The sequence below is a fragment of the Amycolatopsis sp. NPDC004368 genome, from assembly GCF_053602515.1.
Genome location: NZ_JBSGDT010000025.1, coordinates 1 through 25,938, shown reverse-complemented (window position 1 = coordinate 25,938; position 25,938 = coordinate 1). Strand labels below are relative to the sequence as shown.

General features: G+C 70.2%; 20 protein-coding genes and 2 pseudogenes. 8 read left to right on the top strand and 14 right to left on the bottom strand.

Annotation, left to right across the window (positions count from 1 at the left end; translation table 11 throughout):
• Positions 1-283: 283 nt before the first annotated feature.
• The 8 genes from ACWEOE_RS29120 to ACWEOE_RS29085 form a co-directional block, all read right to left on the bottom strand.
• Positions 284-586: a hypothetical protein gene (locus ACWEOE_RS29120; RefSeq protein WP_452014666.1), complete on the bottom strand. Its 303-nt coding sequence runs from the start codon at positions 584-586 to the stop codon at positions 284-286.
• A gap of 37 nt (positions 587-623) precedes the next feature.
• Positions 624-1,193, bottom strand: coding sequence for a dihydrofolate reductase family protein (locus ACWEOE_RS29115; RefSeq protein ID WP_452014664.1), 570 nt, complete (start codon positions 1,191-1,193; stop codon positions 624-626).
• 88 nt (positions 1,194-1,281) lie between these two features.
• Complete coding sequence (locus ACWEOE_RS29110) at positions 1,282-2,847, bottom strand: glycoside hydrolase family 13 protein (protein ID WP_452014820.1); 1,566 nt, start codon at positions 2,845-2,847, stop codon at positions 1,282-1,284.
• Between the two features lie 44 nt (positions 2,848-2,891).
• Positions 2,892-3,770: a carbohydrate ABC transporter permease gene (locus tag ACWEOE_RS29105; RefSeq protein ID WP_452014662.1), complete on the bottom strand. Its 879-nt coding sequence runs from the start codon at positions 3,768-3,770 to the stop codon at positions 2,892-2,894.
• Positions 3,767-4,732, bottom strand: coding sequence for a carbohydrate ABC transporter permease (locus ACWEOE_RS29100; RefSeq protein WP_452014660.1), 966 nt, complete (start codon positions 4,730-4,732; stop codon positions 3,767-3,769). Before ACWEOE_RS29100 ends, ACWEOE_RS29105 begins: the two co-directional genes overlap by 4 nt.
• The gene (locus tag ACWEOE_RS29095) at positions 4,710-6,101 is read right to left on the bottom strand and encodes an ABC transporter substrate-binding protein (RefSeq protein ID WP_452014658.1); all 1,392 of its coding nucleotides are present in this window, start codon (positions 6,099-6,101) and stop codon (positions 4,710-4,712) included. Before ACWEOE_RS29095 ends, ACWEOE_RS29100 begins: the two co-directional genes overlap by 23 nt.
• A 116-nt stretch (positions 6,102-6,217) precedes the next feature.
• Positions 6,218-7,225 carry a LacI family DNA-binding transcriptional regulator gene (locus tag ACWEOE_RS29090; protein WP_452014656.1) on the bottom strand — a complete coding sequence of 336 codons (1,008 nt, stop codon included), beginning with the start codon at positions 7,223-7,225 and terminating at the stop codon, positions 6,218-6,220.
• 71 nt (positions 7,226-7,296) lie between these two features.
• Complete coding sequence (locus ACWEOE_RS29085; protein WP_452014654.1) at positions 7,297-8,049, bottom strand: IclR family transcriptional regulator domain-containing protein; 753 nt, start codon at positions 8,047-8,049, stop codon at positions 7,297-7,299.
• A 152-nt stretch (positions 8,050-8,201) separates the two neighbouring features.
• Here ACWEOE_RS29085 and ACWEOE_RS29080 point away from each other — a divergent pair, with 152 nt between their 5' ends.
• From ACWEOE_RS29080 to ACWEOE_RS29055, 6 genes are read left to right on the top strand one after another with little or no spacing between them, the layout of a single operon-like run.
• Positions 8,202-9,524, top strand: a complete 1,323-nt coding sequence (locus ACWEOE_RS29080) for a Rieske 2Fe-2S domain-containing protein (RefSeq protein ID WP_452014652.1) — start codon at positions 8,202-8,204, stop codon at positions 9,522-9,524.
• On the top strand, positions 9,524-9,988 hold the full coding sequence (locus ACWEOE_RS29075) for an aromatic-ring-hydroxylating dioxygenase subunit beta (protein WP_452014650.1): 465 nt from the start codon (positions 9,524-9,526) through the stop codon (positions 9,986-9,988). The genes ACWEOE_RS29080 and ACWEOE_RS29075 overlap by 1 nt, the downstream gene beginning before the upstream one ends.
• The gene (locus tag ACWEOE_RS29070) at positions 9,985-10,947 is read left to right on the top strand and encodes a PdxA family dehydrogenase (protein WP_452014648.1); all 963 of its coding nucleotides are present in this window, start codon (positions 9,985-9,987) and stop codon (positions 10,945-10,947) included. Before ACWEOE_RS29075 ends, ACWEOE_RS29070 begins: the two co-directional genes overlap by 4 nt.
• Complete coding sequence (locus tag ACWEOE_RS29065) at positions 10,944-11,942, top strand: 2Fe-2S iron-sulfur cluster-binding protein (protein WP_452014646.1); 999 nt, start codon at positions 10,944-10,946, stop codon at positions 11,940-11,942. The genes ACWEOE_RS29070 and ACWEOE_RS29065 overlap by 4 nt, the downstream gene beginning before the upstream one ends.
• A gap of 41 nt (positions 11,943-11,983) precedes the next feature.
• Positions 11,984-12,655: an alpha/beta fold hydrolase gene (locus tag ACWEOE_RS29060; protein WP_452014644.1), complete on the top strand. Its 672-nt coding sequence runs from the start codon at positions 11,984-11,986 to the stop codon at positions 12,653-12,655.
• Between the two features lie 8 nt (positions 12,656-12,663).
• Positions 12,664-14,004, top strand: a complete 1,341-nt coding sequence (locus ACWEOE_RS29055; protein WP_452014642.1) for an MFS transporter — start codon at positions 12,664-12,666, stop codon at positions 14,002-14,004.
• Positions 14,005-14,048: 44 nt separating this feature from the next.
• Here ACWEOE_RS29055 and ACWEOE_RS29050 read toward each other — a convergent pair whose 3' ends face one another.
• From ACWEOE_RS29050 to ACWEOE_RS29040, 3 genes and pseudogenes are all read right to left on the bottom strand, one after another.
• Positions 14,049-14,396 (bottom strand): discoidin domain-containing protein, encoded by a 348-nt coding sequence (locus ACWEOE_RS29050; protein WP_452014640.1) that lies wholly within the window; start codon positions 14,394-14,396, stop codon positions 14,049-14,051.
• A gap of 637 nt (positions 14,397-15,033) precedes the next feature.
• A pseudogene (locus ACWEOE_RS29045) lies at positions 15,034-16,251 on the bottom strand (glycosyl hydrolase family 28-related protein); the annotation flags it as partial.
• Between the two features lie 38 nt (positions 16,252-16,289).
• Complete coding sequence (locus ACWEOE_RS29040) at positions 16,290-18,599, bottom strand: discoidin domain-containing protein (protein ID WP_452014638.1); 2,310 nt, start codon at positions 18,597-18,599, stop codon at positions 16,290-16,292.
• Between the two features lie 199 nt (positions 18,600-18,798).
• Here ACWEOE_RS29040 and ACWEOE_RS29035 point away from each other — a divergent pair.
• Positions 18,799-19,646 (top strand): annotated as a pseudogene (locus ACWEOE_RS29035) (alpha/beta hydrolase).
• Positions 19,647-19,706: 60 nt separating this feature from the next.
• Here ACWEOE_RS29035 and ACWEOE_RS29030 read toward each other — a convergent pair.
• On the bottom strand, positions 19,707-22,262 hold the full coding sequence (locus ACWEOE_RS29030) for a bifunctional FO biosynthesis protein CofGH (protein WP_452014818.1): 2,556 nt from the start codon (positions 22,260-22,262) through the stop codon (positions 19,707-19,709).
• Positions 22,263-22,448: 186 nt separating this feature from the next.
• On the opposite strand from ACWEOE_RS29030, the gene ACWEOE_RS29025 reads away from it, so the two are divergent.
• Complete coding sequence (locus ACWEOE_RS29025; RefSeq protein ID WP_452014636.1) at positions 22,449-24,056, top strand: IS1634 family transposase; 1,608 nt, start codon at positions 22,449-22,451, stop codon at positions 24,054-24,056.
• Here the strand turns inward: ACWEOE_RS29025 and ACWEOE_RS29020 are convergent.
• On the bottom strand, positions 24,053-24,802 hold the full coding sequence (locus ACWEOE_RS29020; RefSeq protein WP_452014634.1) for an SDR family NAD(P)-dependent oxidoreductase: 750 nt from the start codon (positions 24,800-24,802) through the stop codon (positions 24,053-24,055). The two genes, ACWEOE_RS29025 and ACWEOE_RS29020, sit on opposite strands and share 4 nt — an antisense overlap.
• An 8-nt stretch (positions 24,803-24,810) precedes the next feature.
• Entirely contained in the window at positions 24,811-25,650 is an 840-nt protein-coding gene (locus tag ACWEOE_RS29015; RefSeq protein WP_452014632.1) for an alpha/beta fold hydrolase, read from the bottom strand.
• Positions 25,651-25,938: the final 288 nt, after the last annotated feature.

The following is a 25,938-nucleotide window of genomic DNA, read 5'->3' as shown; positions in this document are numbered from 1 at the left end:
TGCGGATCCCGTGTCGGCGGCGCTACCTTGGGCGAGGTTCGCCGCCGCTGCTTGTGACAGGGAGTCGCCTGTAGCCGATCCCGCGTTGGGCCAGCCGGGAAGTCTGTCAGTCGACGCAGCGAGTTCCCTGCTGACACGCACGAGTGCCGACGCCTTGGAAGTGCTCCTTCAGCCCAGGAATCGCCCCAGCGGACCGAGAAAACCCCGCCTCCCTAGGGAGCGTCCCAACTCCATTCTACCGGCGGCGGGTGACAGAACATCGGCCGAGTGGACTGCTTGCGGTTCAGCGGACCTGGTCCGCCGGCACCGTGAACTGCCCTCGGCCCTCCTCGTCCTCGACGTGGTAGCTCAGTTCGACGAGCGCCACCTCACGGCCGTGGGGATCTCGTTCACGTCGCAGCGCCTCGCAGTCCAGGTCGAACGCGAGTGGCAGCGGCATGTCCGGCATCCAGTTCTCGGCCGTGAGGATGGGCACCTTCTCCGTGATCACCACAACGGTGCCGTCGGCCTCGTCGAACTGCAGCTCCACCCAGCCGGGAAAACCGTCGTCCACCCACCGCGTCACCGTTGCCTTGAGCTTCGCCACGCAACGGAGTTTGCCAGCCCGCCCGACCTGCCTCCGGTCAGTGCCGCGTCGGCCGGTAGATCAGTTCCTGCGTCCGCCCGTCCAACGTCTGGCTCTCCACCAGTTCCAGATCGAAATCCTCGGCTCCCTCGAAGATCCGCGCCGCACCCGTCGCGCCCGTGAGGGCGGGGAACACGGTGAGCTGCACGCGGTCCACCAGCCCCGCGGCCATCAAGGCCCGGTTCATCGCCAGGCTGCCGTGCGAGCGCAGCGGCACGTCGGACTCCTCCTTGAGCCGCGCGACCACGTCGACGGCGTCCCCGCCGGCGACGGTGGCGTCCGGCCAGTCGAGGGGCTCGCGCAGCGTGGAAGAGATGACGGTGGTCGGCAGGTTTCGCATGCGGGTCACCCACGGGTCGAAGACGTCCGGCTCCATAACGGCCGTCATCTCGGCGAAGTCGCGGAAGGTCGCGGCGCCGAAGACCATGCGCTGGGGCTCGGAGTACAAACCCGCGCGGCGCGCGAGCAGCTCCGGACCCTGCTTCCCCCAGTACCCACCCCAGTCACCGGTGTGGGAGCCGTAGCCGTCGAGGCTGGAAAAGACGTCGAAGGTGTACGTGGCGGTCATGTCGTCCTCCTCGGATCGGGTGGGGCGGGCCGCCCCTCACCCAACCCACGAACCCGCCCCGCCCGATTCGACATGCCCACGGAAAAAGTCACCGCGAGAGCCACACCGCCGTGTCGGTCGGCAGCCCGTTTTCCAGAGAACCGCTGGTCAGCACCACCGTCCCCGCGGGCAACGCGACCGTCGAACCCGAGAAGTTCAGCGCGAACACGAACCCCGGACCCCGCGAGAACGCCAGCACGCCCGGCCCGAGGTCCAGCCACGACAGGTCACCCGACGACGGCCGCAGCGCCAGCCCCCGGCGGTACAGCGAGAGCATCGACGCCGGGTCCGAAGCCTGGGCCGAAGCCGTGTACGCGGCCCAGGACGCGGGTTGCGGCAGCCACGGCGTGCCGGACCCGAAGCCGAACGGTGCCGAAGAACCGGACCACGGCAGCGGCACCCGGCACCCGTCCCGGCCCGGGTCCGCGCCGGCCGTGCGCGCCCACACGGGGTCCTGCCGCAGCTCCGAAGGGATGTCCTCGACCTCCCACAACCCCAGCTCTTCGCCCTGGTACACGTACACGCCGCCGGGCAACGCCAGCGTCAGCAACGCGGCCGCCCGTGCTCGTCGGGTGCCCAGCGGAAGCGAGACCGGCGTGCCGTGGTGCCGGTCGGCGAAGGAGAAACCCGTGTCGCCCGCGCGGCCGTAGCGGGTGACGTGCCGGGTCACGTCGTGGTTGGACAGCACCCACGCGGCGGGCGCGCCGACCTCGCCGTGGGCCCGCAGGGTGCGCGTGATGACGTCGCGCAAGCGCGAGACGTCCCACGGGCACACGAGGAAGTCGAAGTTGAACGCCGAGTGCAGCTCGTCGCGCCGCAGGTACCGGGCCGCGCGTGACATGTCGGGCAGCCACATCTCGCCGACGAGCACGCGCTCGCCCTCGTACGAGTCGGCGATCTTGCGCCACGACCGGTAGATCTCGTGCAGCCCCTCCTGGTCGGAGAACGGCGTCTCGTCCCCGTCGGCGACGTCGGGCAGCGCGGGGTCCTTCACGAGCCCGTCGGCGACGTCGATGCGGAACCCGTCGACACCGCGGTCGAACCAGAACCGCAGCACGTCCTCGAACTCGGCGCGGATGTCGGCGTTGTCCCAGTTGAAGTCGGGCTGGCGCGAGCTGTACAGGTGCAGGTACCACTCACCGTCGGGAACGCGGGTCCACGCGGGCCCGCCGAAGCGCGACTGCCAATTGTTCGGTGGCTCCGCACCGTCGGCACCGCGGCCGGGACGGAACCAGAACCGTTGCCGCTCGACGGATCCCGGCCCCGCCGCCAAGGCCGCCTGGAACCAGCGGTGCTCGTCGGAACAGTGGTTCGGCACGATGTCGATGATCACGCGGATGCCCCGCTCGTGGGCTTCGGCGATGAGCTCCTCGGCCTCGGCGAGCGTGCCGAACAGGGGCTCGATGTCGCGGAAGTCGGCCACGTCGTAGCCGCCGTCGTCCATCGGCGACGGGTACCACGGCGTGAACCAGATGGCGTCGATGCCCAGCTGGGCGAGGTGGTCCAATCGGGACCGCACGCCGGCGAGGTCGCCGATGCCGTCGCCGTTCCCGTCGGCGAAGCTGCGGATGTACACCTGGTAGATCGCCGCGCTGCGCCACCAGGCCGAAGACAGTTCGGTCACTGCGTAGTCCTCCCAATAGTCTTTGTGGACAGTGCTCAGCCCTTGACCGAACCGGCCGTCAGCCCGGCGAGGATCTGGCGCTGGAACACGAGGAACAGCACGATCATCGGCACACTCGCCAGCACCATGCCCGCCACCAGCAGATTCAGCGGCATGTCGATCGCCACCCGCTGCAACATCACGCTCAGTGTCTGCTTGCCGGTGTCGGGGAACACCAGCAGCGGCCAGATGAAGTCCTTCCACGCGGCCACGATCGTGAGGATCGAGACCACGGCGAGGATCGGCCGCGAGATCGGCAGGATGATCTTCCACAGCGTGCGCACCGGGCCGGCACCGTCGATGCGTGCGGCTTCCACGAGCTCGTCGGGGATCTGGTCGAAAAACCGTTTGAGCAGGTAGATGTTGAACGCGTTGGCCGCGGCGGGCAGCCAGATCGCGGTGGGGGAGTTGATCAGGTTCAGGTGCAGCAGCGGAAGGTCGGTCACCGTCACGTATGTGGGCACGAGCAGGGCCGCGGCCGGCAGCATGAGCGTCACGAGCATGAGCCCGAGCACCACGTTGCCGAACTTCGGCCGCAGCTTCGACAGCGCGAACGCTGCCGGCACGTCCACCGCGAGCTGCACCAGCCACGCGCCGCCGGCCACGATCACCGTGTTCAGGAAGTACTTCCCGAGGTCCATCTGGTCCCACGCTTCGGTGAACGACTCGGGGTGCCACTCGCGCGGCACGAGCGTCGCCGGCGTCTGCGCCAGCTCTGCCGGCGACTTCATCGCGCCTGTCACCGCCCAGTAGAGCGGGAAGAGGAACGCGAGCGTGAACAGCGCCAGCGTGCACGCGAACACGATCACGTACACGGTTTTCCCGCGGCCAGTGCGCAGTTGCGACGGCGATACCAGCGTCCGAGCGGCCGTCATTCCACCCTCCTCGTGAGGCGCACGTACATCGCCGAGAACACGCCCAGCGCCACGAACAGCAGCAGGCTCATCGCGCTCGCCGAGCCGAAGTCGTTGTAGACGAAGGCATACCGGTAGAGCAGGAGCAGCACGGTCACCGTCGAGTCGTCCGGACCACCGCCGGTCATCACGTACGGCTCGGTGAACACCTGCATCGTCGCCACGATCTGCAGCAGCAGGAGCACCAGCAGCACGAACCGCGTCTGCGGGAACGTCACGTGGCGCAGCCGCCGCCACATCCCGGCGCCGTCGAGTTCGGCGGCTTCGTACAGCTCACCCGGGATGGTCTGCAGCGCCGCCAGGTAGATCAGCGTGGTGCTGCCCATGTTGGCCCAGGTGGACACGAACACCAGCGACAGCATCGCCGTCGTCGAGGAGTCCAGCCACTGCAGGCCGGGCAGGCCCACCGAGGTCAGCGCCGAATTGAACAACCCGGGACCCGGGTCGTAGAACCACTTCCACATCAACGCGGTGACCACCGGCGGCAGCATCACCGGCAGGTACACCGCGAGGCGGAAGTACGCCCGCGCGTGGCGGATCTCGTTGAGCAGCACCGCGGTCAGAAACGGCACCAGGAACCCGAACACGAGCGCGAACCCGGTGAACAGCAAGGTGTTGCGCCACGCGAGGCCGAACAGCGGGTCACCGAAGAGCCGCACGAAGTTGTCCAGGCCGACCCACGTCGGCGGGTTCACGAAGTCGACCTGCTGGAAGCTCAGCAGCACCCCGCGGACGATGGGGTACCAGGAGAACATCGCGAACACCACGAGCGCGGCGCACAATAGCGTGTACGCGGTGAGGTTCTCGCGCAGCCGCCGCTTGAGCCGGGCCCGCCGGTGATCCGCGGCCGAGACGGCCGGGCGACCGGCCCGCGGGGTGACCGCGGGCCAGTCGAGCAGGTCACCTGACCTGGGCGAGGACACCGTTGACCTTCGACGACGCGGAGGAGAGCAGCTGGTCCACATTGGCGTTGCGGTCGGTGAGCACGGCCTGCATCACGCTGTCGAGCGCAGCGTAGATCTGCTGCGCGCCGGGCGGTTCGATGCTGCCCTTGATCTTGTCCGCGGTGTCCACGTAGGACTGGTAGTTCTCGGCGGGCACGTTGGCGTACTTCTTCTTCACGGCCAGTTGCCGATCACGCACCGCGCCCTGCCAGATGTCGAGCGTCGGCTCGGTGGGCAGGCCGACGGGCTGCTGGCCGTCGGCGTACTGCTTCACGTGCTTGTCGAAGCGGTCGGGGTTGAGGTACTTCCACTGGATCCACTCGAGCCCGGCCTTGATCTTCGCGGGCGAGGCCTTCGGGTTGATCATGTAACCCTCACCGCCGAGCAGGGTGCCCTGCGTGCCGGGCATTCCGGCGATGCCGTAGTCGGAGTACTTGCCGTTGAACTGTTTCACCAGCACCGGCACGTTGTCCGGTGCGGCCATGTACATGCCGAGCTGACCCGCGCCCATCATCCGCTGCACGTCCACGTCCTGCAGGAGCTGCTTGCTGCCCATGGAGTTGTCGTCCCAGCGCATGGCGTGCAGGTAGCCCAGCGCGGCGCGGCCCTTGGCGTTGTCGAAGTCGGCGACCCACCTGTCGCCGTCCTTGCGCGCGATGTCGCCGCCCATCGAGTACAACCAGCCGGTGAGGTGCCAGCCGCCCTGGTTGTTCTTGCTGTAGTCGGCGTACCCGACGATCCCGTTGCCCAGCGCAGAGATCTTCTTCGCGTCGGTGCGCACCTCGTCCCAGGTGGCGGGCGGCTTGTCGGGGTCGAGCCCGGCCTGCTGGAACAGCTTGCGGTTGTAGACCAGGCCCATGGTGTAGTTCGCGGTCGGGAGACCGTAGAGCTTGCCGCTCGCGTCGCGGAAGTTGTCGAGGAGTTGCGGCTGGATGTCGTCGATGTGCGGCACGCTCTTCGCCGCTTCTGTGATGTCGGCGGCCTGGTGTCGGGCGATGATCTGCGCCGGGTCGGTGAAGTACACGTAGTACACGTCTTCGAGCTGGCCACCGGCGAGCTTCGCGGAGAACGTCTTGGGGTCCATGAACCCCTCGTGCGGCACGATGTCGACGTCGGGGTGCGCGGCCTCGAACTCGGCGACGTCGGCGTCGAACACCTTGCGCTCGAACGGCTGCGTGGTCGGCGGCTGCCCGGTGACGGTGATCTGGACCTTTCCGCCGGCGTCCCCGCCGCCGGAGCCGGAGCCGCAGGCGGCGAGGCTCACGGCCAGGCCGCCCGCGGTGAGCAGGGCGAGCACGGTTCTGGGAGTGCGGCTGGACCTCGCTGCTCGGGACCAGGGACTGCTCATCTCAAGCCTCTTCTCGCGGTCGCGACGGCTGTGTCGTGATGGTCGTCACTCTAAAGTGTGAGACCAGAAGCCCGCAATAACCCGACGAGGATTTGCAAGTTACGAACAGAAGGTGATCACCCCTGGTGCCGCGCGGTCGACCCCCTCACCACGAGCTCGGGGGCGAAGAGCAGTTCCTCGGCCGCGACCTCGCCGCCGTTGATCCGCTTCACGAGCAGCTCGACCACCGCGCGGCCCATCGCCTCGATCGGCTGGCGCGTGGTCGTGAGGGGCGGGTCGGTGCAGTTCATGAGCGCGGAGTCGTCGTAGCCGACCACGGAGATGTCTCCGGGCACGTCGAGGCCCTGCCGGCGGGCGGCGCGGATCGCGCCCAGCGCCAGCAGGTCGCTCGCGCACAACACGGCGGTGGCCCCGCGCGGGTAGAGGCGCGCGGCCGCGGCGTGCCCGCCCTCGATGGAGAACATGCCGTGCTCCACCAGCTCGTCGAGCACCGGCAGGCCGAGCTTGGCCGCGTATGAGCGGAACGCCGCGAGCTTGCGCTGCGACGGCACGTGGTCGGCCGGGCCCAGGACCAGGCCGATCTTCTCGTGCCCGAGTGAGCTGAGGTGCCCCACGGCCTGCTCCACGGCCACCGCGTCGTCGCACGAGACCTGCGGCAGCCCGAGGTGCTCGACCGCGGCGTTGATCAGCACCGTCGGCAGCTTGCGTTCCGCGAGGTGGTGGTAGTGCGTGTGCACGGCGTCGGCCTGCGCGAACAGCCCGCCGGCGAACACCACGCCCGACACCTGCTGCTGCAGGAGCAGCTCCACGTACTCGGCTTCGGACACCCCGCCGGCGGTGCGCGTGCACAGCACGGGCGTGAAGCCCTGCTGCGCCAGCGCGTTGCCCATGATCTCGGCGAGCGCGGGGAAAATCGGGTTCTGCAGCTCGGGCAGCACGAGCCCCACCAAGCGGGCCCGCTCCCCGCGCAGCTGGGTGGGGCGTTCGTAGCCCATCACGTCCAGCGCGGTGAGAACGGCGGCCCGGGTGCTCGCGGAAACCCCGGGCCGGCCGTTGAGCACCCGGCTGACCGTGGCTTCGCTGACCCCTACCTGTCGGGCCACTTCGGCAAGTCGACGCGTCATGGCTGAAACTTTACTGCAACGGACCGCAAAATCTCGACTTCAGGGCGCGAAGCAAAGGACACGCTCCGAGGTCAGAGCTTGCGGCCCAACTGCTCCGCCTGCTCTCGCAGCACCGGCAGGAACTCGTCCCGCAACTGCGCCATCGAGATCCGCCCGGCCGTCGCGCTCACCGACATCGCGGCGACGGTGTGGCCGCGCGAGTCGAGCACGGGCACGGCGAGCGAGCGCAGCCCGAACTCCAGCTCCTCGTCCGTGAACGCCGCGCCCTCCTCACGCGCGAGGTCCACGCGCCGGCGGATGTCGGCGGGGGTGATGGGGGTTTTCGGGGTTCTGGCGCGGGGTTCGCAGCGCTCGAGGTACCCCGCGAAGTCCTCCGTGGACAGTGCGGACAGGAGCACGTGCCCGGTCGCCGAGGTGTAGGCGGGCACGCTCGCCCCGATGCGCACGCCGGTGTTCACGATGCGCTTGACCTCGCTGCGGGCGATGAACAGCACTTCATCGTTCTGCAGCACGGCCAGCGAAGCCGATTCCTGCACGTGCTCGCGGACCGCGGCCAGGTGCGGCTGCGCGAGCTGGGGCAGCGCCGTGGACTCGACGTAGGCGTCGCCCAGGCGCAGGAGGCGAGGCGTGGGCAGGAAGTGCTTGCCGTCGTGGGTCAGGTAGCCCAGGTCGACGAGCGTGAGCAGGCAGCGGCGCGCGACGGCGCGGTTGAGCCCGGTGAGGCGCGCGGCGTCGCTGATCGCGAGCTTAGGCGTGGCCTCGCCGAAGAGCTCGAGGATCGCCAGACCTTTGGCCAGACCGGCCATTCCTTCGGCTGCGGGCATGGCTCTCCCCGACGGAGTTCACAGGTATGGGTCTTGACGACAGGCGCCCGCCTGCCTTCAATGTGTTCGGAAAGTGAAACTGCGTTCGTTAATCGAACAGTACCAGGAGTGCCGCGAGCTGTCGAGCGGCACCCGGCGAGGGAGGAACGACGATGGATCGCCTCACGGGGACGACTGCCGGCCGCGCACCGGATCGCCGCTGGCCGCGGTCGCTGACCCGGGTGCCGTACTGGGTGTTCCAGGACGAGGCGGTGTACCGCGCCGAGCAGGACCGGATCTTCCACGGCCCGCACTGGAGCTACCTGTGCCTCGAGGCCGAACTGGCCGAGCCCGGCGAGTTCTGCGCGACCTTCATCGGCGAGCAGCCCGTGCTGGTCACGCGCGACGTCGACGGCGAGGTGTACGCGTTCGAAAACCGCTGCGCCCACCGCGGTGCGCTGATCGCGATGGCCGACCACGGCAAGGCTCGCGACTTCACCTGCGTCTACCACGCCTGGACCTACAACCTGCAGGGCGATCTCACGGCCGTCGCCTTCGCCGAGGGCGTGGGCGGCAAGGGCGGGATGCCGAAGGACTTCTGCCTCGCCGACCACGGGCCGCGCAAGCTGCGCATCGCCGTGGTCCACGGGCTGGTGTTCGGCACGCTGTCCAACGACCTGCCCGACATCGAGGAGTACCTCGGCGAGGAGATCCTCGACCGCATCGACCGCGTGCTCGGCGGCCGCAAGCCCGTGGTGCTGGGCCGGTTCGCGCAGCGGCTGCCGAACAACTGGAAGCTGTACGCGGAGAACGTCCGCGACTCCTACCACGCCAGCATCCTGCACTTGTTCTTCACCACGTTCGGCATCAACCGGCTCTCGCAGAAGGGCGCGATCATCGTCGACGAGTCGGGCGGCCACCACGTGAGCTACTCGGCGATCGACCGCACCGCCACCGAGACCACCGAGTACCGCGACCAGAACATCCGCTCCGAGTCCGAGTACCGCCTGGCCGACCCGTCGCTGCTGCAGGGCTTCAGCGAGGTCGGCGACGACGTGACGCTGCAGATCCTGTCCGTCTACCCGGGATTCGTGCTGCAGCAGATCCAGAACTCCGTGGCCGTGCGCCAGATCCTCCCGCGGGCCACCGACGACACGCTGCTGAACTGGACCTACCTCGGCTTCGAGTCCGACACCGAAGAGCAACGGCTGGTCCGGATGAAACAGTCCAATCTGGTCGGTCCCGCCGGTTACGTGTCCATGGAGGACGGGGGCATCGGCGGCTTCGTGCAGCGCGGCATCGCCGGAGCGTCCGACGAGTACGCGACGCTGCAGATGGGCGGCGACACCGCCGAGTCGAGCGAAAGCCGCGTGACGGAAGCTTCGGTGCGCGGGTTCTGGCTGGCCTACCGCGACTCCATGGGTTTCGTCCCCGACGACGAGGCACCGCTCAAGGAGATCGGCGAGCACGAGCGCACCCGGGTGGTGCGTGCGTGATGGACAACCAGGTCGCCATTGCCCGCGCCCAGGCGCACTACGCCCGCTGCATCGACGACGGGCCGCTCGAAGACTGGCCCACGTTCTTCACCGAGGACTGCCACTACCGCGTGACCACGGCCGACAACTACGCCCGCGGCCTGCCCGCCGGCCTGATCTGGGCCGACACCCGCGGCATGCTCCACGACCGCGTGTCGGCGCTGAAGGAAGCCAACATCTACGAGCCGCACGTGTACCGCCACATGCTCGGCCAGCCCGCGATCCTCACGGAGTCCGGTGGTGACGTCGAGAGTGAGACCCCGTTTTTCGTGCTGCGCGTGACCGGCGGCGGCCCGACCGACCTGTTCGCCAGCGGTCGTTATGTCGACCGCTACCGCGTGGACGGCGATCGGGCGCTGCTGCGGGAACGGGTGGTCGTGTGCGACAGCAAGGAGATCGACACCCTCCTGGCGCTGCCGCTGTGAACCGCGTGCTGCTGGCCATCGGCGACCCGAACGGCATCGGGCCCGAGATCGCGGTCGCGGCGGCCGCCGGTGCCGACGACCCGCCGGTGCTGGTCGGCGACCACCACGTGCTCGCGGACCTGGCCGCTGCCCGGGGTTTCCGCTTGCGGGAACACGTGCCCGGTGCCGCGGCCGAGCCCGGCGTGCTCGACCTCGTGGACGCACGCCACCTGCCACCCGGCGAGTTCCGTCCCGGCCTGCTCAGCGCGGAGGCGGGCGCGGCGACCATCGAGTACGTCAAAACCGCCGTCACCCTCGCCCTCGACGGCGGCTACCGGGCGGTGGTCGCGTGCCCGCATTCGGAAACGGCCGTGCACGCCGCCGGCATCGCGTTCCGCGGTTACCCGCCGCTGATCGCGCAGCTCACCGGCGTGCCCGAGGACCGCGTGTTCCTGCTGCTTTCCGGCGGTGGCCTCAACATCGTGCACACGACCCTGCACGAACGCCTCGCCGGCGCTCTCGATCGGCTCACGCCCGAGCTGGTCACCGCGGCCGGGCTGGCGTTGTGCGCGGCGCTGCGGACATTCGGCATCGGCGCCCCGCGCATCGGCGTGTTCGGCGTCAACCCCCACGCGGGGGAGGGCGGCCTGTTCGGCACCGACGACGAGCACGTCACCGCCCCGGCCGTGGCAACCCTTGCCGCGCAAGGCATCGACGTCACCGGTCCGGTCGGCGCCGACGTGCTGCTCACCACCCCTGGCCACGACGGGTTCGTCGCGCACTACCACGACCAGGGCCACATCCCGGTCAAGCTGCTCGCCGGCCGCACCGCGACGGCGCTGACCGTGGGCGCCGGTGTGCCGTTCTGCAGCGTCGGCCACGGCACGGCGTTCGACATCGCCGGGCGCGGCATGGCCGACCCGACGGCCGTGGTCCGCGCGCTGGGCCGGTTCGGACGAACGAAGGAGACCACCGCATGATCACCGTGGCCGACACGGACGTCGAAATCCCCTGCACCGACGGGCAGACCGTGCTCGAAGCCGCCGAGAACGCGGGCTGGGCGATCCCGTACTCGTGCCGCAAGGGCGTGTGCACCTCGTGCACGGGTTCGCTGGTCGCGGGTTCGGTGCTGGTGCGCGGCCGCGGCGAGCTCACTGGCCCGGCCGACGGCGTGCTGCTGTGCCGGGCCGAGCCCCGGGGCCCGGTCGTGGTCCGGCCGCGCCGCATCGAACGCGGTGAGCCGCCGCGGCGCAAGAAGCTCACCACGGTGGTGCACCGCATCCGCCGGCCCGCGCCCCGCGTGACCGTGCTCGACCTGCGGTTCCCGATCGGGCGGCGCGCGCCGTTCCGGGCCGGGCAGTTCCTCGAGGTGCAGCTGCCCGGCGACGAACCACGGCCGTACTCGCTGGCCAACCCGCCGCACCACAACGACGCGGTGCAACTGCACGTCCGCACCGAACCGGGCGGGCGGTTCTCCGAGCACCTCGTCGGCGCGTTGCAACCCGGTGACACGCTCGACGTCGAGACGCCGTTCGGCGAGTTCGTGCTCGACGAGGGTGAGAGCCCGATTCTGCTGCTCGCCACCGGCACGGGGTTCGCGCCGATCCAGTCGATCGTGCTCGACCTCATCGCACGCCGCAGCACCCGGCCCGTGCACCTGTACTGGGGTGCGCGCACGGAAGAGGACCTCTACTTCGCCGAGCTGCCGCGGAAGTGGGCGGCCCGGCAGAGCTGGTTCTCCTACACGCCCGTGCTTTCCCGGCCGCACAAGGGCTGGTCCGGTGCCACCGGCCACGTGCAGCACGCCGCCCTGGCCGACCACCCCGAGCTGGCCGCGCACCGCACGTACGCCTGCGGCAGCGAAGCGATGACCACCGCCGCCCACGACCTGCTCACCGCCCGAGCCGGCCTGCCGACCGAGAGCTTTCTGGCCGACTCGTTCGTGGCCGCCGCCGAACCGCGTATTCCCGCCTGACCGCGTTTTCCTTTCCCCACCACGATTCAAAGGAGAATCCCATGGACTTCGTGCTCGTCCACGGCGCTTGGTACGCCGGCTGGAGCTGGCGGGAAGCAGCCGAGGCGCTGCGGGCGCATGGCCACGAGGTGCACGTCGTCGACCAGCTGCCCAGTGGCGAATCCGCGCGGAGTGACCTGGCCGCGGACGTCGCCCACGTGCGGGACCTCATCGACGGTCTTGGGCGCGACGTCGTGCTGGTCGGCCATTCCTACGGCGGGATCGTCGTCGGCGAGCTGGCCGATCACCCCCGCGTGCGGCGCAGCGTGTTCCTGGCGGCGTTCCGGCCGGGCCGCGGCAAAACCCTGCTCGAAGTCCGGTCGCCGCACCCCGAGGAGTGGATCGTGCCGCGCGAGGACGGCACGCTGCACGTGACCGACGACCACGCGCTGGCCCGCAAGGTGCTCGGCGCCGACCTCGACGAGACCGCGTTCGCCGGCGCCCACGGCCGGCGACGGGCGCACGCGGCGGTCACCTTCACCCAGCCCGCGTCCGCGCCCGACCCCACGCACCCCGTCACCTACGTGCTGTGCGAGCGCGACGAGGCGATTTTCCCCGTGGATCAGGAGAAGATGGCCGCCGGCGCCGAACAGGTGCTGCGGCTCGACGCCCCGCACCTGGCGCCGCTGACGCACCCGCGTGAGGTCGCCGAGCTGCTCGCGGGTCTGCGGTGACGGCCGGCGTGCGCCTGACCGGGTTCGTCGACGGCAGGAAGATCAGCCCGTTCCAGTACGGCACGGTGGTGCTGTGCGGGCTCGTGATGTTCTTCGACGGCTTCGACACGCAGGCGATCAACTTCCTCGCCCCGCACATCGCGAAGGACTGGAACCTGAAGGTCGCGGTGCTCGGCCCGATCTTCTCCTCGGCTCTGGTCGGCCTCATGATCGGCTACCTGCTGCTCTCGCCGCTGTCCGACCGCTTCGGCCACCGGCGGCTCGTGATCGCGGGCACGGCGTTGTTCGCGCTGGCGAGCCTGGTGTCCGTGTGGGTCGGCGGCGTGGCCGAGCTCGTGGTGCTGCGGCTGATCACCGGCATCGGCCTCGGTGCCGCCGCACCCAGCGCGGTCGCGCTCACCGCCGAGTACAGCCCGAAACGCGTGCGCGCGAGCTTCGTGCTGGCGATCTACTGCGGCTTCTCCCTCGGGTTCGTCGTGGCCGGGATCGTGTCGGGCTGGCTCGTGCCGACGGCCGGCTGGCGTTCGGTGTTCCTCGTGGGGGCACTGGCACCGCTGGTGATCATCCCGCTGATGCTGAAGTTCCTGCCGGAGTCGCTCGTGTTCCTGGTGGGCCGGGGCGCGAACCCGGACCGTGCGTACGCCCTGTGCCGCCGCATCGACCCGGCTCTGCCGTCGGGAACGCAGCCGGTGACGGTCGACGCGGCCGAAGCCGGTGGTCGCGTGAAACTGAAGGCGCTGCTGGCGGGTGGCGGCGTGCTGAGCACGGTCCTGCTGTGGGTGGTGTTCGCCGTGAACCTCGGCGAGTTCTACGCGCTGCAGAGCTGGCTGCCGACCATGCTCACGAACCTCGGGTTCGCCAACGGCACCGTCGTCACGGCCACCAGCCTCACGACCGTCGGCGGCATCGCGGTGGCGCTCGTGGTCGGCCCGGCCATGGACCGCCTGGGCGCGTTCGGCTCGCTGGGCGCGTTGTTCGTGGTGGGCGCGGTGTTCCTCGCGGTGACCGGGCCGGCGTTCCACGCTCCGGTGTGGGTGCTGCTGGCGGCGATGTTCCTCGTCGGCTGCGGCGTCAGCGGCGGGCAGAAGGCCCTGATCGCGCTGGCGGCCGTGGTCTACCCGGTGAACATCCGCTCGACGGGCGTCGGCTGGGCCCTGGGCATCGGCCGCCTCGGCGGGATCCTCGGTCCCCTGGTCGTCGGCGCGGCCGTGACCTCCGCCTGGTCTCCGGCGGCGATTTTCCTGGCCCTGGCCGGACCGATGCTGGTGTGCGCCGTGCTGATCCTCTACCTGGGCCGACGGGCGCGGAAGACAGCGGACGTCGTGGAGCGCGAAGCGGCTGCGGTGTGACGAAGGGGCTCCCCGGTGGCGGCCGGGGAGCCCCTCCTGCTCGGTCAGGCCGCGGCCACCTCCAGTTCCGAGACCTGTCCGGCCGGCCAGCCGGTGTTGCCGGTGATCGTCACGCGCACGAAGCGCTGCGTCGTCGCGGCGAAGCTCGCCGATGCCGTGTTACCCGAAGACGGGCTGAAGTTCCAGGCCCGCGAGGAGACCAGCGTCGTCCACGAGCCGCCGTCGGTGCTGCCCTGCACGGTGAGCGTCTGGGTGCGCGCGCCCCAGTCGTTGGCCGGCGGCAGCTTCAGCGTCACCTTGTTGATGGCGGCCGCGTCGCCGAGGTCGACGGTGAGCGACTGCGGGAACGCGTTGTTCGCGCTTTCCCAGTAGCTGCTCGCGTTGCCGTCCACGGCGTTGCCCGGCGGGAAACCGCCCTGCGAGCCGCTCGCCGTGATCGCCTTGCCGCGTGCGATGTTCGCGCCCGACTGCGGCGGCTGTGGGGGGGCCGGAGTTCGGCGCGGGCCAGGTCGCGCAGTCGTTCCACGTGCCGGTGAAGCCGCTGTTGCCCGAGCCGGTGAACGTCATCTTCGGGATCGAGCTCGGGTAGGGGCAGTTGTACGTGCCGACCACCCCGACGCCCGACGCGGTGAGGTTGCTGATCGACACCGTGCCCTGCGTCTGCGACTGCGCCACGAACGTGCCCGCGCCGCGCACGGTCACGCCGTCGATGGTGATCCCGCTGACCTGCTTGCCCGCACCGTTGCCGTCGATGAACTGGATGGCCTCGTAGGGGCTGTCGATGGCGGTGAAGCCGTTGACGCGGATGGTGACGCCGGTGATGGCCTGGTCCCGCGCGTCGAACCACAGCGCGCCGACGCCGAACTGCCAGTTGGGGTCGAGTGCCCCGGCCCGCAGCGCGGTGTTGTTCGTGAGCGTGACCGTGCCCGAGAGCGGCACCGAGTTGAACCGGTTGGCCACCAGGTACCCGCCGCCGAGGGCGTTGGTGTCCTGGATCAGGTTGCCGCTCACGGTGTTGTTCGAGCCGCCGTAGAGCGCGATGCCGTTGGCCAGGTTCGGCTGCACCACGGTGTTGTTCGCGATGGTGATGCCGGAGTCGGCCTGGCCGTTGGACCACAGCGCGAGCGCGTCGTCGCCGTTGTTGCGCAGGTAGTTGTTGCGGATGGTCGAGTTCGTGACGGCGCCGTCGAAGTTCACGCCGTCGGCCTGCGTGTCGAGGATGCGGTTGTTCTCGATCGTGAGGTTCGACGACGCGCCGTTCATGAGCCAGAGGCCGCACTTGGTGTCCTGGATCCACAGGCCCGAGACGACCGAGCCGTTGCCCAGCACGCCGTGGAACGCGTTGTCCGGGCTGGAGTCGTTGCGCTCGGACACCGAGCCGAACACGGCGAAGTCGTAGAGCTTGATGTTGCCCGACGCACTGCCGTTGTTGAAGATGTTGTTGCCGTGCAACACGGTGTACCACTGGCCGGCGCCGCGCACGGTGGTCTGGTCGATCTGCAGCGCGGACCCGATCTCGAACCGCCCGCCCGGCACCCACACCTCCTTGCCCTGCTGTCGGGCGGCTTGCAAGGCGTTGCGGAAAGCTTGCGTGTCGTCGCCCGCGTCGTTGGCCGTGGCGCCGTAGTCGGTCACCGACAGCGAGCCGGGGGGCTGGGTGCCGGCGGCCCCGACCTGTTCGAAGTCGGCGAGGTCGATCGTGGCCTGCCCGACGTCGCCGGAGTCGAGCTGCACCTTCACCTTCGCGCCGGCGGCGGCGTTCTGGCCGAACAGCAGGCGGGCGTCGTCGAAGAAGTGGTGGGTCTTCGCGCCGGGAATGAAGGACGTGTCGGTGTAGGTGTACTGGGACGTCACGGAAAGCCCGCCGGCGACCTTGGTTCCGTTGGCGTACACCGACATCCGGCCGGAGCTGCCGTCGGGCAGGTTGTAGTGGACGTTGATCGAGTTGGCCGCGGCCGGCAGCGTGAACTCCACGTACTGGCCTTGCCCGAGCTTCACCGCCTGGCGGCCGGACGCTTCGGACGCGATCGTGGCTTGCGTGTAGTCGGGGCCGACGGCGGATCCGTTGGTGGCAGCGCATTCGGCCTCGACGGTCCGGAACGCGACGGTGGCACCGCCGGACGCCGTGGCCGGGCAGGTCGCCGCCGCGGCTGGCGTCGCCGAGCCGACTGCGAACACGGTCAGGCCGGAGGACACCAGCGCCGCGGCCAGCAAGGCCGCCTTGGGTCGTGCTGAGGTGGGGGACATCTTCGACCTTTCTCTTCCGGGGTCTTTTCCGGGGCGGATCAGGACGCGTAGGCCTCGAGCTCGGACAGCTGCCCGGCGGGCCAGCCGGTGTTGCCGGTGAAACTCAGGCGCAGGTAGCGCGTGCTCGTGGCGGGCAACGAGACGGTGGCGGTGTTGCCGCTCGCCGGGTCGAATCGGTAGCCGGCTTCGGTCTTGAGGGTGCTGAACGACGAGCCGTTGGTGCTGCCCTGCACGGTGAGCGTCTGGGTGCGGGCGCCCCAGTCGTTCGAGGGCGGCAGTTTCAGCACGAGCCGCCCGAGGGCCTGGGCGCTGCCGAGGTCGACGGTGAGGCTTTGCGGGAAGGTGTTGTTGCTGCTTTCCCAATAGCTACCGGTGTCTCCGTCCACCGCGTTGCCCGGCGGGAACCCAGCCTGGGAGCCGCTGGCCGTGATGGCCTTGTGCAGGGCCAGGTTTCCGGTGGGCGGCTGGGTAGTGGGCGTGGTCGGTGTCGGCGGCGCGGTCGTGCCGCCGTTGTCGCCGTTGTAGACCGGAGTCGGCCAGGATCCGCAGAAGGTGGTGGTCCAGCCGGAGTTGCCGCCCTGGTCGGCCAGCCCGGTGAGCGCGTCCGGGCCCATGCAGTTGTAGACCCCGGCGCGGCCGATGTTCGTCGCGACGACGTTCTTGACCGTACCCCTCGGTTTGGACTGCAGCTGCCACGCGAACGTGCCCGCGCCCGTGATGCGCAGGCCGTCGAAGTGCACGTCGGTGGTGGCGCCGTCGATGAACTGCACGCCTTCGTAGTTGTTGTCCAGCAGGTCGTTGTCCGCCACGTCGATGCGGCCGGTGATGGCGGAGTCGCGCCCGTCGAACCACAGGGCGCCGACGCCGAACTGCCAGTTGGAGTCGAGCACGCCGGTGCGGATCGCGGTGTTGCGCGTGAGGGTGGTGGTGCCCGAGAGCGGCACGGCGCTGAACCGGTTGGCGACGTGGATGCCGCCGCCCTGGTCCTGGTTGTCGGCCACCACGTTGTCGGACACGGTGTTGTCGTGGCCGCCGTAGATCGCGATGTTGTTCGCGAGGATCGGCAGCAGCACCGTGTTGAACGAGAACGTGTTGTGGTGGTCGGCGTCGTGCTCGGCCCACATCGCGAGGCCGTCGTCGCCGGTGTTGCGCAGGAAGTTGTCGGTCACCAGCGTGTTGCTGATGCCCTGGTGCAGGTTGAGCCCGTCGGCCGTCTGGTCGAGGATGCGGTTGCCGCGCACGGTGAGCCCGTCGAACGGCCCGTCGAGCCACAGCCCGACCTTGGTGTGCTGCAGCCACAGGTTCTGCACGACCGAGCCGCCGCCGAGCGCACCGCCGATGGCGTTGGACTGGTCGCAGTCCACGCGGGCGTCGACCTCGCCGATGATCGCGAAGTCGTAGAGACCCACGCCGGTGCTGCTGCCGGGCACCGCCGCGTTGCCGGGATACGTGGGGGTGGAGCAGCTGGCCGGCTCGCCCTTGCCGAAGATGCCCGCGCGGGCGCCGTGCAGCTCGGAGTACCACGGGCCGGCGCCGCGGATCGTCAACTGGTCGACGGTGATGTGGTGGTTGAGCGTGAACGAGCCGGCCGGGATCCACACCTGCTTGCCCTGGCTCTTCGCGGCGGCCACGGCGGCGTCGAACGCACTGGCGTCGTCGCTCGTGTCGCCTGCGGTGGCGCCGAAATCGGTGACACTGAGGGCGTTGGCCGGTTTGGCGGCGGGTGGGGCGACCTGCTCGAACTCGGCGAGGTCGATGGTCGCGGGGGTGATGTCGCCGGCGTCGACCTGCAGCTTGATCCTGGTGCCGGCGGGGTAGGTGGTGCTCAGCAGCGTGCGGGCTTCGTCGTAGAAGTGGTGGGCCTTGGCCTGGCCGGGGTCGTTGCTGAAGGGGTAGCCGCCGTAGTACCAGCCGTAGCGCGAGGTCAGGTCGAGGTCTCGGTTGTGGGTGCCGTTGACGTAGACCGAGATCTTGCCGTTCAGGCCCGTGCCCTGGGCGCTGTCGGGGAGGCTGTAGCGGAAGTCGAGGGAGTTGGCGGTGGCGCTGAGCGTGAACTCGACGTACTTGCCCTGGCCGTTCAGCGTCACCGCCTTGCGACCCGACGCTTCGCCGGCGAGCGTGCCCGCCGTGCGGTCGGGTCCGATCACGGTGCCGTTGGTGGCGGCGTTCTCGGCTTCCTGCTCGATGAATCCGACGGTGGCACCGCGAGCGGCGACCGCTTGGCTTGCGGGGGCCGCCACCACGGTGAGGACGGTCAGGCCGGCCGCCGCGAGCACTGCGCTGCTCGCCGCGGCGATTTTTCTGCGGGTGGGTTTTCCGGGCGCGCTGAAGACACCTAGGGGAGACACGGGGAGCACTCGCCTTTCGTCGGGGTCGGGTGCACTGGTGGGGACAGTGTGTGAGCTGGATCATACGAATTCTCGACAGGAAATCGCAATAGTCGGACTGACTTACGCAAATTTTCGACAGCCGCCGTCAGTGGTGGGCGGCCGGGCGTGCTTCGGCCAGGATGATCGGGAGAGCCACGACGTCCTGGGAGGTACCGAGATGACCGCGACCCGTCCGCAGGTGGGGCCGCCGCTGCCGTTCGACCCCGAGCTGGAAGTGGTGCTGGAGCGGATGCGCGCCGAGCGCCCGGCGCTCGACTCCGCGGCGGCGATCCCGGCGTTGCGTGAAGAGCGGGCCACCCGGGAGCTCTCGCTCGACGAGGTCACCGCCGACGCCACCGTCGAACTGTCCGAAGTGGACGCCGACGGCGTTCCGCTGGTCATCGGCCGGCCTACCGGGGTCACCGGCGACGTGCCAGTGCTGTACTGGATGCACGGCGGCGGCATGATCCTCGGCGGCCACCGCGGCCGGGACCTGTTGGTGCTCAAGGACTACGCACTGGAGCTCGGCCTCGCGTTCGTGTCGGTCGACTACCGCGTGGCCCCGGAACACCCGCACCCGGCGCCGGTCGAGGACTGTTATACCGGTCTGAAGTGGACACTCACGCACGCCGGGGACTTCGGCATCGACCCGCCGCGCGCGATCGTCGGCGGCGCCAGCGCGGGCGGCGGTCTCGCGGCCGCGGTGGCCCTGCTGTGCCGCGACCGAGGCGGCCCGGCGCTGCTCGGGGAGGCGCGCGGCGGCCCGGACGTCTCGCCCTACGCCGCCCCGGCCCGCGCGGAAGACCTTTCGGGCCTCCCGCCGGCCTTCCTGGACGTCGGCACCGCCGAAACCTTCCGCGACGAGGTCATCACCTACGCGACCCGCCTGCTGCAAGCCGGCGTCCCCACCGAACTCCACGTCTGGCCCGGCGCCTACCACGGCTTCGACGGCTCGGCCCCGGACGCCGCGCTTTCGGTTCAGGCCCGCGCCGCCCGCGCCCGTGGCTGCGTCGCGTGCTCGGCTGAGAAACCACGCAACGCCCCGGACCACCGGCCCGGGGCGTTGCGTGCCAGGAAGTCAGCAGCTCAGGAGGTCAGCAACGGCAGCAGCGGCTTGCGCACCGCCGTCGCCACCCCGTCCGACGCCTCCGCCGCCGCGATCCGCTCCGCCGGCGGCGTGCCGTACCCGGTGGTTCGCTGCCGCAGCGGCCGGCCCAGCGGCTCGACCATCGCGCGCATGTCGCTGATCGTCTTGTACGACCCGTTGGCCGCACCCGCCATGCGCGAGATCGTCTCCTCCATCAACGTCCCGCCGATGTCGTTGACCCCGCCCTGCAGCACCGCCCGGCTGCCCTCCTCGCCGAGCTTCACCCACGAGCTCTGGATGTTGTCGATCGTCCCGTGCAGCAGCAGGCGGGCCAGCGCGTGCACCGCCCGGTTCTCCCGCAGGGAAGTCCCCGGCCGCGCGAGCCCGGCGAGGTAGATCGGCGCGCTCTGGTGGATGAACGGCAGCAGCACGAACTCCGTGAACCCCCGCCGACCGTTGCGTTCCATCCCCTCACGCTGCAGACGAGCCAGCAGCTTCAGGTGCGCGACCCAGTGGCTGGGGTTGTCGACGTGCCCGTACATCATCGTCGACGTCGTCGGCAGCCCCACCGAGTGCGCGGTGGTCACCACGTCGATCCACGCCGACGTCGGCAGCTTGCCCTTCGTCAGCACCCAGCGCACGTCGTCGTCGAGGATTTCGGCCGCGGTGCCCGGCAGGGAGTCCACACCGGACTCTTTGGCGCGCACCAGCCAGTCGCGCAGGGACAGGTTCGTGCGTGACGCGCCGTTCACGACCTCCATCGGGCTGTACGAGTGCAGGTGGATGTCCGGCTGCCGCCGCTTGACCTCGGCCGCGAGGTCGAAGTACGCGGTGCCCGGCAGATCGGGGTGGATGCCGCCCTGCATGCAGATCTCGGTCGCGCCCGCGGCCCACGCCTCGTCGACACGGTCGCCGACCTGCTCCAGCGACAGCGTGTACGCGTCGGCATCCGTGCGACGCTGGGCGAAGGCGCAGAAGCGGCAACCCGTGTAACAGACGTTGGTGAAGTTGATGTTGCGCGTGACCACGAACGTGATGTCGTCGCCCACGGTCTCGCGCCGCAGGTCGTCGGCGATGCGCGCCAACGCGTCGAGCTCCGGCCCGTCCGCGTGCAGCAACGCAAGAGCGGCGTCGTCCGACAGTCCGGCCGGGTCCTTTTCCGCGCTGCGCAAGGCCTCCAGGATGTCGGTGTCGAACTTCTGCGGCCCCGTTTTGATCTTGCGGCCGATTTCCTTCCAGTCGCCGTACACGGAGTCGAAGTCACCGCGGCGGTCGTCGGTGCGCCCGGTCGTGTCGATCTCCGTGTGCAGCTCGGTGCGGCCCGACTGCTGCCAGCCGCCGTCCGGCTCCTGCCACGGGATCCCGACGGGCATCGCGCCTTCCCGCGCCAGCCCCGTCGCCGGGTCGACGAGCGCGGCCACGTGCCGGGTCACGCGCGGGTCGAGCCAGGGTTCGCCGAGGTTCACGTATTCGGGGTAGATGGTCAGCCGCTCACGCAGCTCGAAGCCGGCCTTCTCCGTCTGGCGGGCCAGCTGGTCGATCTGCGGCCACGCGCGCTCGGGGTTCACGTGGTCCGGCGTCAGCGGCGACACCCCGCCCCAGTCGTCGATGCCGGCGCGGATCATCAGGTCGTACTGGTTGCCGATCAGGTTCGGCGGCGCCTGGATGCGCATCTTCGGCCCGAGCACGAGCCGCGCCACGGCGATGTTCGCCGCGAGCTCCTCGAGGTCGGCGTCGGGCGTCGCACGCATCTTCGTGTCGGGTTTGGCCCGGAAGTTCTGGATGATCACTTCCTGGATGCCGCCGTACTCGCGCGCGGTCTTGCGGATGGCGAACATCGCGTCCGCCCGCTCCTCGTGCGTCTCGCCGATGCCGATCAGCACGCCGGTCGTGAAGGGCACCGAGCTGCGTCCGGCGTCTTCGAGCACCCGCAGCCGGACGGCGGGATCCTTGTCCGGCGAGCCGTAGTGCGGGCCGCCCTTCTCGCTCCACAGCCGCGTCGCCGTGGTCTCGAGCATCATGCCCATCGACGGCGCCACCGGCTTGAGCCGCTGGAAGTCCTGCCAGCTCAGCACACCCGGGTTCAGGTGCGGCAGCAGGCCGGTCTCCTCCAGCACGCGGATCGCCATCGCACGGACATAGGAGAGCGTGTCGTCGTAACCGTGGGCGTCGAGCCACTCGCGGGCGGCCGTCCAGCGGTCCTCGGGCCGGTCGCCGAGGGTGAACAGCGCTTCCTTGCAGCCCATCTCGGCGCCCTTGCGCGCGATCTCGAGCACCTCGTCGGGCGAGAGGAACGGCGACTCCAGCCGCCCGGGCACCGTCACGAACGTGCAGTACCCGCACCGGTCGCGGCACAGCCGGGTCAACGGGATGAAAACCTTGCGGCTGTAGGTGATCACGCCCGCACGTCCGGCGGCTTCGAGGCCGGCGTCGCGGATGCGGGAGGCGTGTTCGGAGAGCGTCTTGAGGTCGTCACCGCGGGCGTGCAGCAGCACGGTGGCCTCGGCGAGGTCGAGCGTCTTCCCGTCCCTGGCCCGCGCGAGCGCGCGGCGCATCGCCGACGGGGTGGGGGCGGTCAACTCGGGTACGGGTGCCATTCGGCTCACGCTAGGTCCCGCTCGCGGAAGTGGGCCAGTGCGTTGTCCGCCACGTGCTCACCCGTTCGGAAGTGACGATCATCCGCGCTGGTCAGAGGCGCGGAAAGGTTGTCGATCAGCCGCCGGGCGTGTATTACCTAAAGTGTGGCATCGGTGATCGGCAAGCGCATCGGCGGCAGGGTGTACTACTACCTGGCCGAGTCCGCGCGCGTCGACGGCGCACCGCGAGTGGTCACGCAGCGGTACCTCGGCACGGCCGAGGACATCGCCGGCGCGCTGCCGGGCGGCGCCGAACCGGGTGGCGCCCGGCACCGCACGTTCGGTGACGTGGCCGCCGTGTGGGGCACGATCCAGCGACTCGACCTCATCCGGCGGATCGACGCCGTGGCCGGGCCCCAGCGCGCGAAGACCACGCTCGGCTTCCACGTCGCGCTGGCGGTGCTGCACCGGGCCACGGGTGGCGACGTGGGTTTCGAAGAGTGGTGGGCCGGCTGCGCGGCGCGCGACCTCGTCCGCCCGCGCCCGCCCAAGGCCGCCGTCGCCACGGCGGCGCACTGGCGCGCGTTGCAGCGCCTGACCCCGGAACGCATCACGGGCGTCGAAACCGCGGTCGCCGAAGCGGTGCTCGACCTGCTCGGCGACGACGGCACGTCGGCGCTCGCGGTGGACGTTCCCCAGTTCGCCGTGTTCACCGCCGCCGACTGCACGGCACCCTCGGCCTGCCAGGACGTGCTCGCCGGCCTCGGGCTCGTGGTCACGCGCGACGGCGCGATCCCGCTGGCTTCGCACGTGTACCGCAGGGAAGCGGCGCCGACGTTCGGCGCGCTCGCGGGGGAGCTGGGCGAGCGCTACCCGGCCACGGACGTCACGCTCCTCTTCCACGCCGGCCAGGCCGGCCAGCTCGACCTCGGCGCGCGGCGCGGCTTCGTCGGCTCACTGCCGCCGGCCGACCACCCGGAGCTGCTCACCCAGCCCGCCTCGGCCCGCCGGCGCGTGGACCCGGAACGCTTCGCCGGGCTGACCGCGATCGACACCCGCGCCACCGTCGACGGCGTGCGGCGCCGGGTGATCCTCACGCACTCGGCCACCCTCTTCACCGCGCAGTACCGCGCGTTCACCGACGAGCTGAGCACCGCGATCCGCGAGCTCGACGGCCTCGCCGCGGCCCTGGCCGCCGGCACCCACCGAGGTGACCGCACGCAGGTGCACGCGGAGATCTCCCGCGTCACCCGCGGCCGGCGCGTGGGCCGGGTCCTGGAGGCGACGCTCACCGGCACCCGCCCCGGCGAGCTGCGGCTCACGCGCCGCGTCGACGAGGCGGCCGTCGCGCGCCTGGTCGACGAGTACTTCGGCAAGCAGATCCTCGTGACCGACCGCGACTGGCCGGTGGCCGAGATCGTCACCGCCTACCGCGCGCGGACCCACCTCGAGTCCACGTTCCGCTGGCTCACCGGCCCGGCCGCACTCGGCCCGAAGCCGCGATGGGAGTGGACGCCGCACCGCGTCGCCGTGCACACGCTGGTCTCGGTGCTCGCCGCCACCGTCACCCACCTCATGCGGCGCGAGGCCGACCGCGCCGGGATGAACCTGTCGGTGGGCGAACTGCTCGACCAGCTGTGCGGCATCGGCGAGACGGTGCTGCGGTATCCCTCCACGGGCGGGCGCCCGCGCACCCGCCGCATCCTCACCGACCGGGACATGGCGCAGCAGGCGTTGTTCGACCTGTTCGGGCTGGATCGGTTCGCGCCTTAACTGTCGCGTTCGATGTTCAGGGCCGAGAAGCTCTGCACCACCGGCATGATCTCGATGACGTTCACGTTCACGTGCGGCGGCTGCGCGGCGGCCCAGAACACCGACTCGGCGATGTCGTCGGCGGTGAGCGGGGTGGTGCCCGCGTAGACACCGGCTGCCTTGTCGTCGTCGCCGAACCGGACGTTGGAGAACTCGGTGCCGCCGACCATGCCGGGCTCGATGTTGGTCACGCGCACGCCCGTACCGCGCAGGTCGCTGCGCAGGTTGAGGCTGAACTGGTGCACGAACGCCTTGGTCGCGCCGTAGACGTTGCCGCCGGGGTAGGGGTAGGTGCCGGCGATCGAGCCGATGTTGATCACGTGGCCGGTGCCGCGCTCGACCATGCCGGGCAGCACCGCGCGGGTGAGGTGCACGAGACCGGTCACGTTGGTCTCGATCATCTGGTCCCAGTCCTCGAGCCGGGCTTCCTGCGCCGGTTCGAGGCCCTTGGCGAGGCCGGCGTTGTTCACGAGCACGTCGATGCGGCCCCAGTCGCCGGGCAGCGCGGCGACGGCCGCGACGATCGCGTCCTTGTCCCGCACGTCGAGGACCACAGGCAGCACGGACTCGCCGAGCTCCGAGGTCAGCGACGCGAGCCGCTCGGCGCTGCGGGCCGCGGCGACGACCCGCGCGCCCTCGGCGACGAACCGGCGCGTGATCGCGGCTCCGAACCCGGCACTCGCGCCGGTCACGAATACGGTTTTCATGGGGTGGGTCACCGTTCTTCCGCCTGGTGGTCCGGCCGGGGCCGGAGGGAGTGCAGGAACCGGCCGAACACGTCGTCGAACTCGGCCTCGGTCTCCAGATTAGGCAGGTGGCCCACGCCTTCGAGCACCGCCAGCGTCGAACGGGTGATCAGGCGGTGCATGGCTTCTGCGGTCGCCACGGGGGTGAACTCGTCTTCGCTGCCGGTTGTCACCAGCGTGGGCACCGCGATCTGTTCGAGGGTTTCGCGGTAATCGGGGCGCACGGCGCGGGCCCGCAGCGCCGCGGCGGCGCCGGCGGGTGGGGTGGTGCGCATCATCCGGTGGACGTGTGTGGTGACCTGCGGGTTTTCGCTGCGGGTGCGGGCGGAGAGCATGCGGGGGAGGAGCTCGTCGGCGTGGGCGGTCATGCCCTCGCGCTCGATCCTCGTGGCGGTGGCTCGTCTGTGCTGCCGGCCTTCGGGGGTCTCGGCGGTGGGGAAGGTGCTGGCGAGCAGGAGCGCCTCGACGCGGTCGGGGTGGTCGGCGACGGTCTGCATGGCGATCTGCCCGCCCATGGAGACGCCGCCCAGGACGAACGTGGTGAGGCCGAGGTGGTCGGCCAGGGCGATGAGGTCGCGGGTGAAGTCGCCGAGTGTCGTCACGCTGGGGCCGGTGCTGTTTCCGTAGCCGCGGAGATCGGGAACGACGACGCGGAAGCCCTGGGCGGAGAAGTGTGCGGCTTGGGGGCCCCAGAGGGAGCGGTCGAAGGGGTGGCCGTGGACGAGGAGCAGGGGTGGGTGGTTGCCCTGTTCGGCCAATCGGTGGTCGTCGTAAGTGATGACGGCGTCGGTGGTGTGGAGGGTGGCCATGGGGCCGACGGTAGGCAGAGCTCTGGATCGGTGCAATAAGACGCAATGTAGTCGGAGCAATGTTTTCCGGAGGTCTCCCTGGCGGCTGGACGAGGTGTCCGGGCCGTGCGCAGGCCTTCGGGAGCGGTTGCGCGGGGGTTGACCTGCGTTTTTCTCGTTAAGGGACCCCCCTGTTTCGGGCCCTGTTCGGCCATGTAAAGTTCTCCAAGTCGCCAGGGAAACCGGGCGGCCACCGGGACCACGAACCAAGCTCTCGCCTCAGGCGATTGAGTGGGTGGCCCACCAAAA

Coding starts and splice junctions, on each gene's coding strand:
- ACWEOE_RS29090 (WP_452014656.1), bottom strand. CDS start 7,225: ATGACGCGTCGACTTGCCGAAGTGGCCCGACAGGTAGGGGTCAGCGAA.
- ACWEOE_RS29065 (WP_452014646.1), top strand. CDS start 10,944: ATGATCACCGTGGCCGACACGGACGTCGAAATCCCCTGCACCGACGGG.
- ACWEOE_RS29115 (WP_452014664.1), bottom strand. CDS start 1,193: ATGACCGCCACGTACACCTTCGACGTCTTTTCCAGCCTCGACGGCTAC.
- ACWEOE_RS29015 (WP_452014632.1), bottom strand. CDS start 25,650: ATGGCCACCCTCCACACCACCGACGCCGTCATCACTTACGACGACCAC.
- ACWEOE_RS29085 (WP_452014654.1), bottom strand. CDS start 8,049: ATGCCCGCAGCCGAAGGAATGGCCGGTCTGGCCAAAGGTCTGGCGATC.
- ACWEOE_RS29030 (WP_452014818.1), bottom strand. CDS start 22,262: ATGCGCCGCGCGCTCGCGCGGGCCAGGGACGGGAAGACGCTCGACCTC.
- ACWEOE_RS29060 (WP_452014644.1), top strand. CDS start 11,984: ATGGACTTCGTGCTCGTCCACGGCGCTTGGTACGCCGGCTGGAGCTGG.
- ACWEOE_RS29020 (WP_452014634.1), bottom strand. CDS start 24,802: ATGAAAACCGTATTCGTGACCGGCGCGAGTGCCGGGTTCGGAGCCGCG.
- ACWEOE_RS29095 (WP_452014658.1), bottom strand. CDS start 6,101: ATGAGCAGTCCCTGGTCCCGAGCAGCGAGGTCCAGCCGCACTCCCAGA.
- ACWEOE_RS29105 (WP_452014662.1), bottom strand. CDS start 3,770: ATGACGGCCGCTCGGACGCTGGTATCGCCGTCGCAACTGCGCACTGGC.
- ACWEOE_RS29075 (WP_452014650.1), top strand. CDS start 9,524: ATGGACAACCAGGTCGCCATTGCCCGCGCCCAGGCGCACTACGCCCGC.
- ACWEOE_RS29080 (WP_452014652.1), top strand. CDS start 8,202: ATGGATCGCCTCACGGGGACGACTGCCGGCCGCGCACCGGATCGCCGC.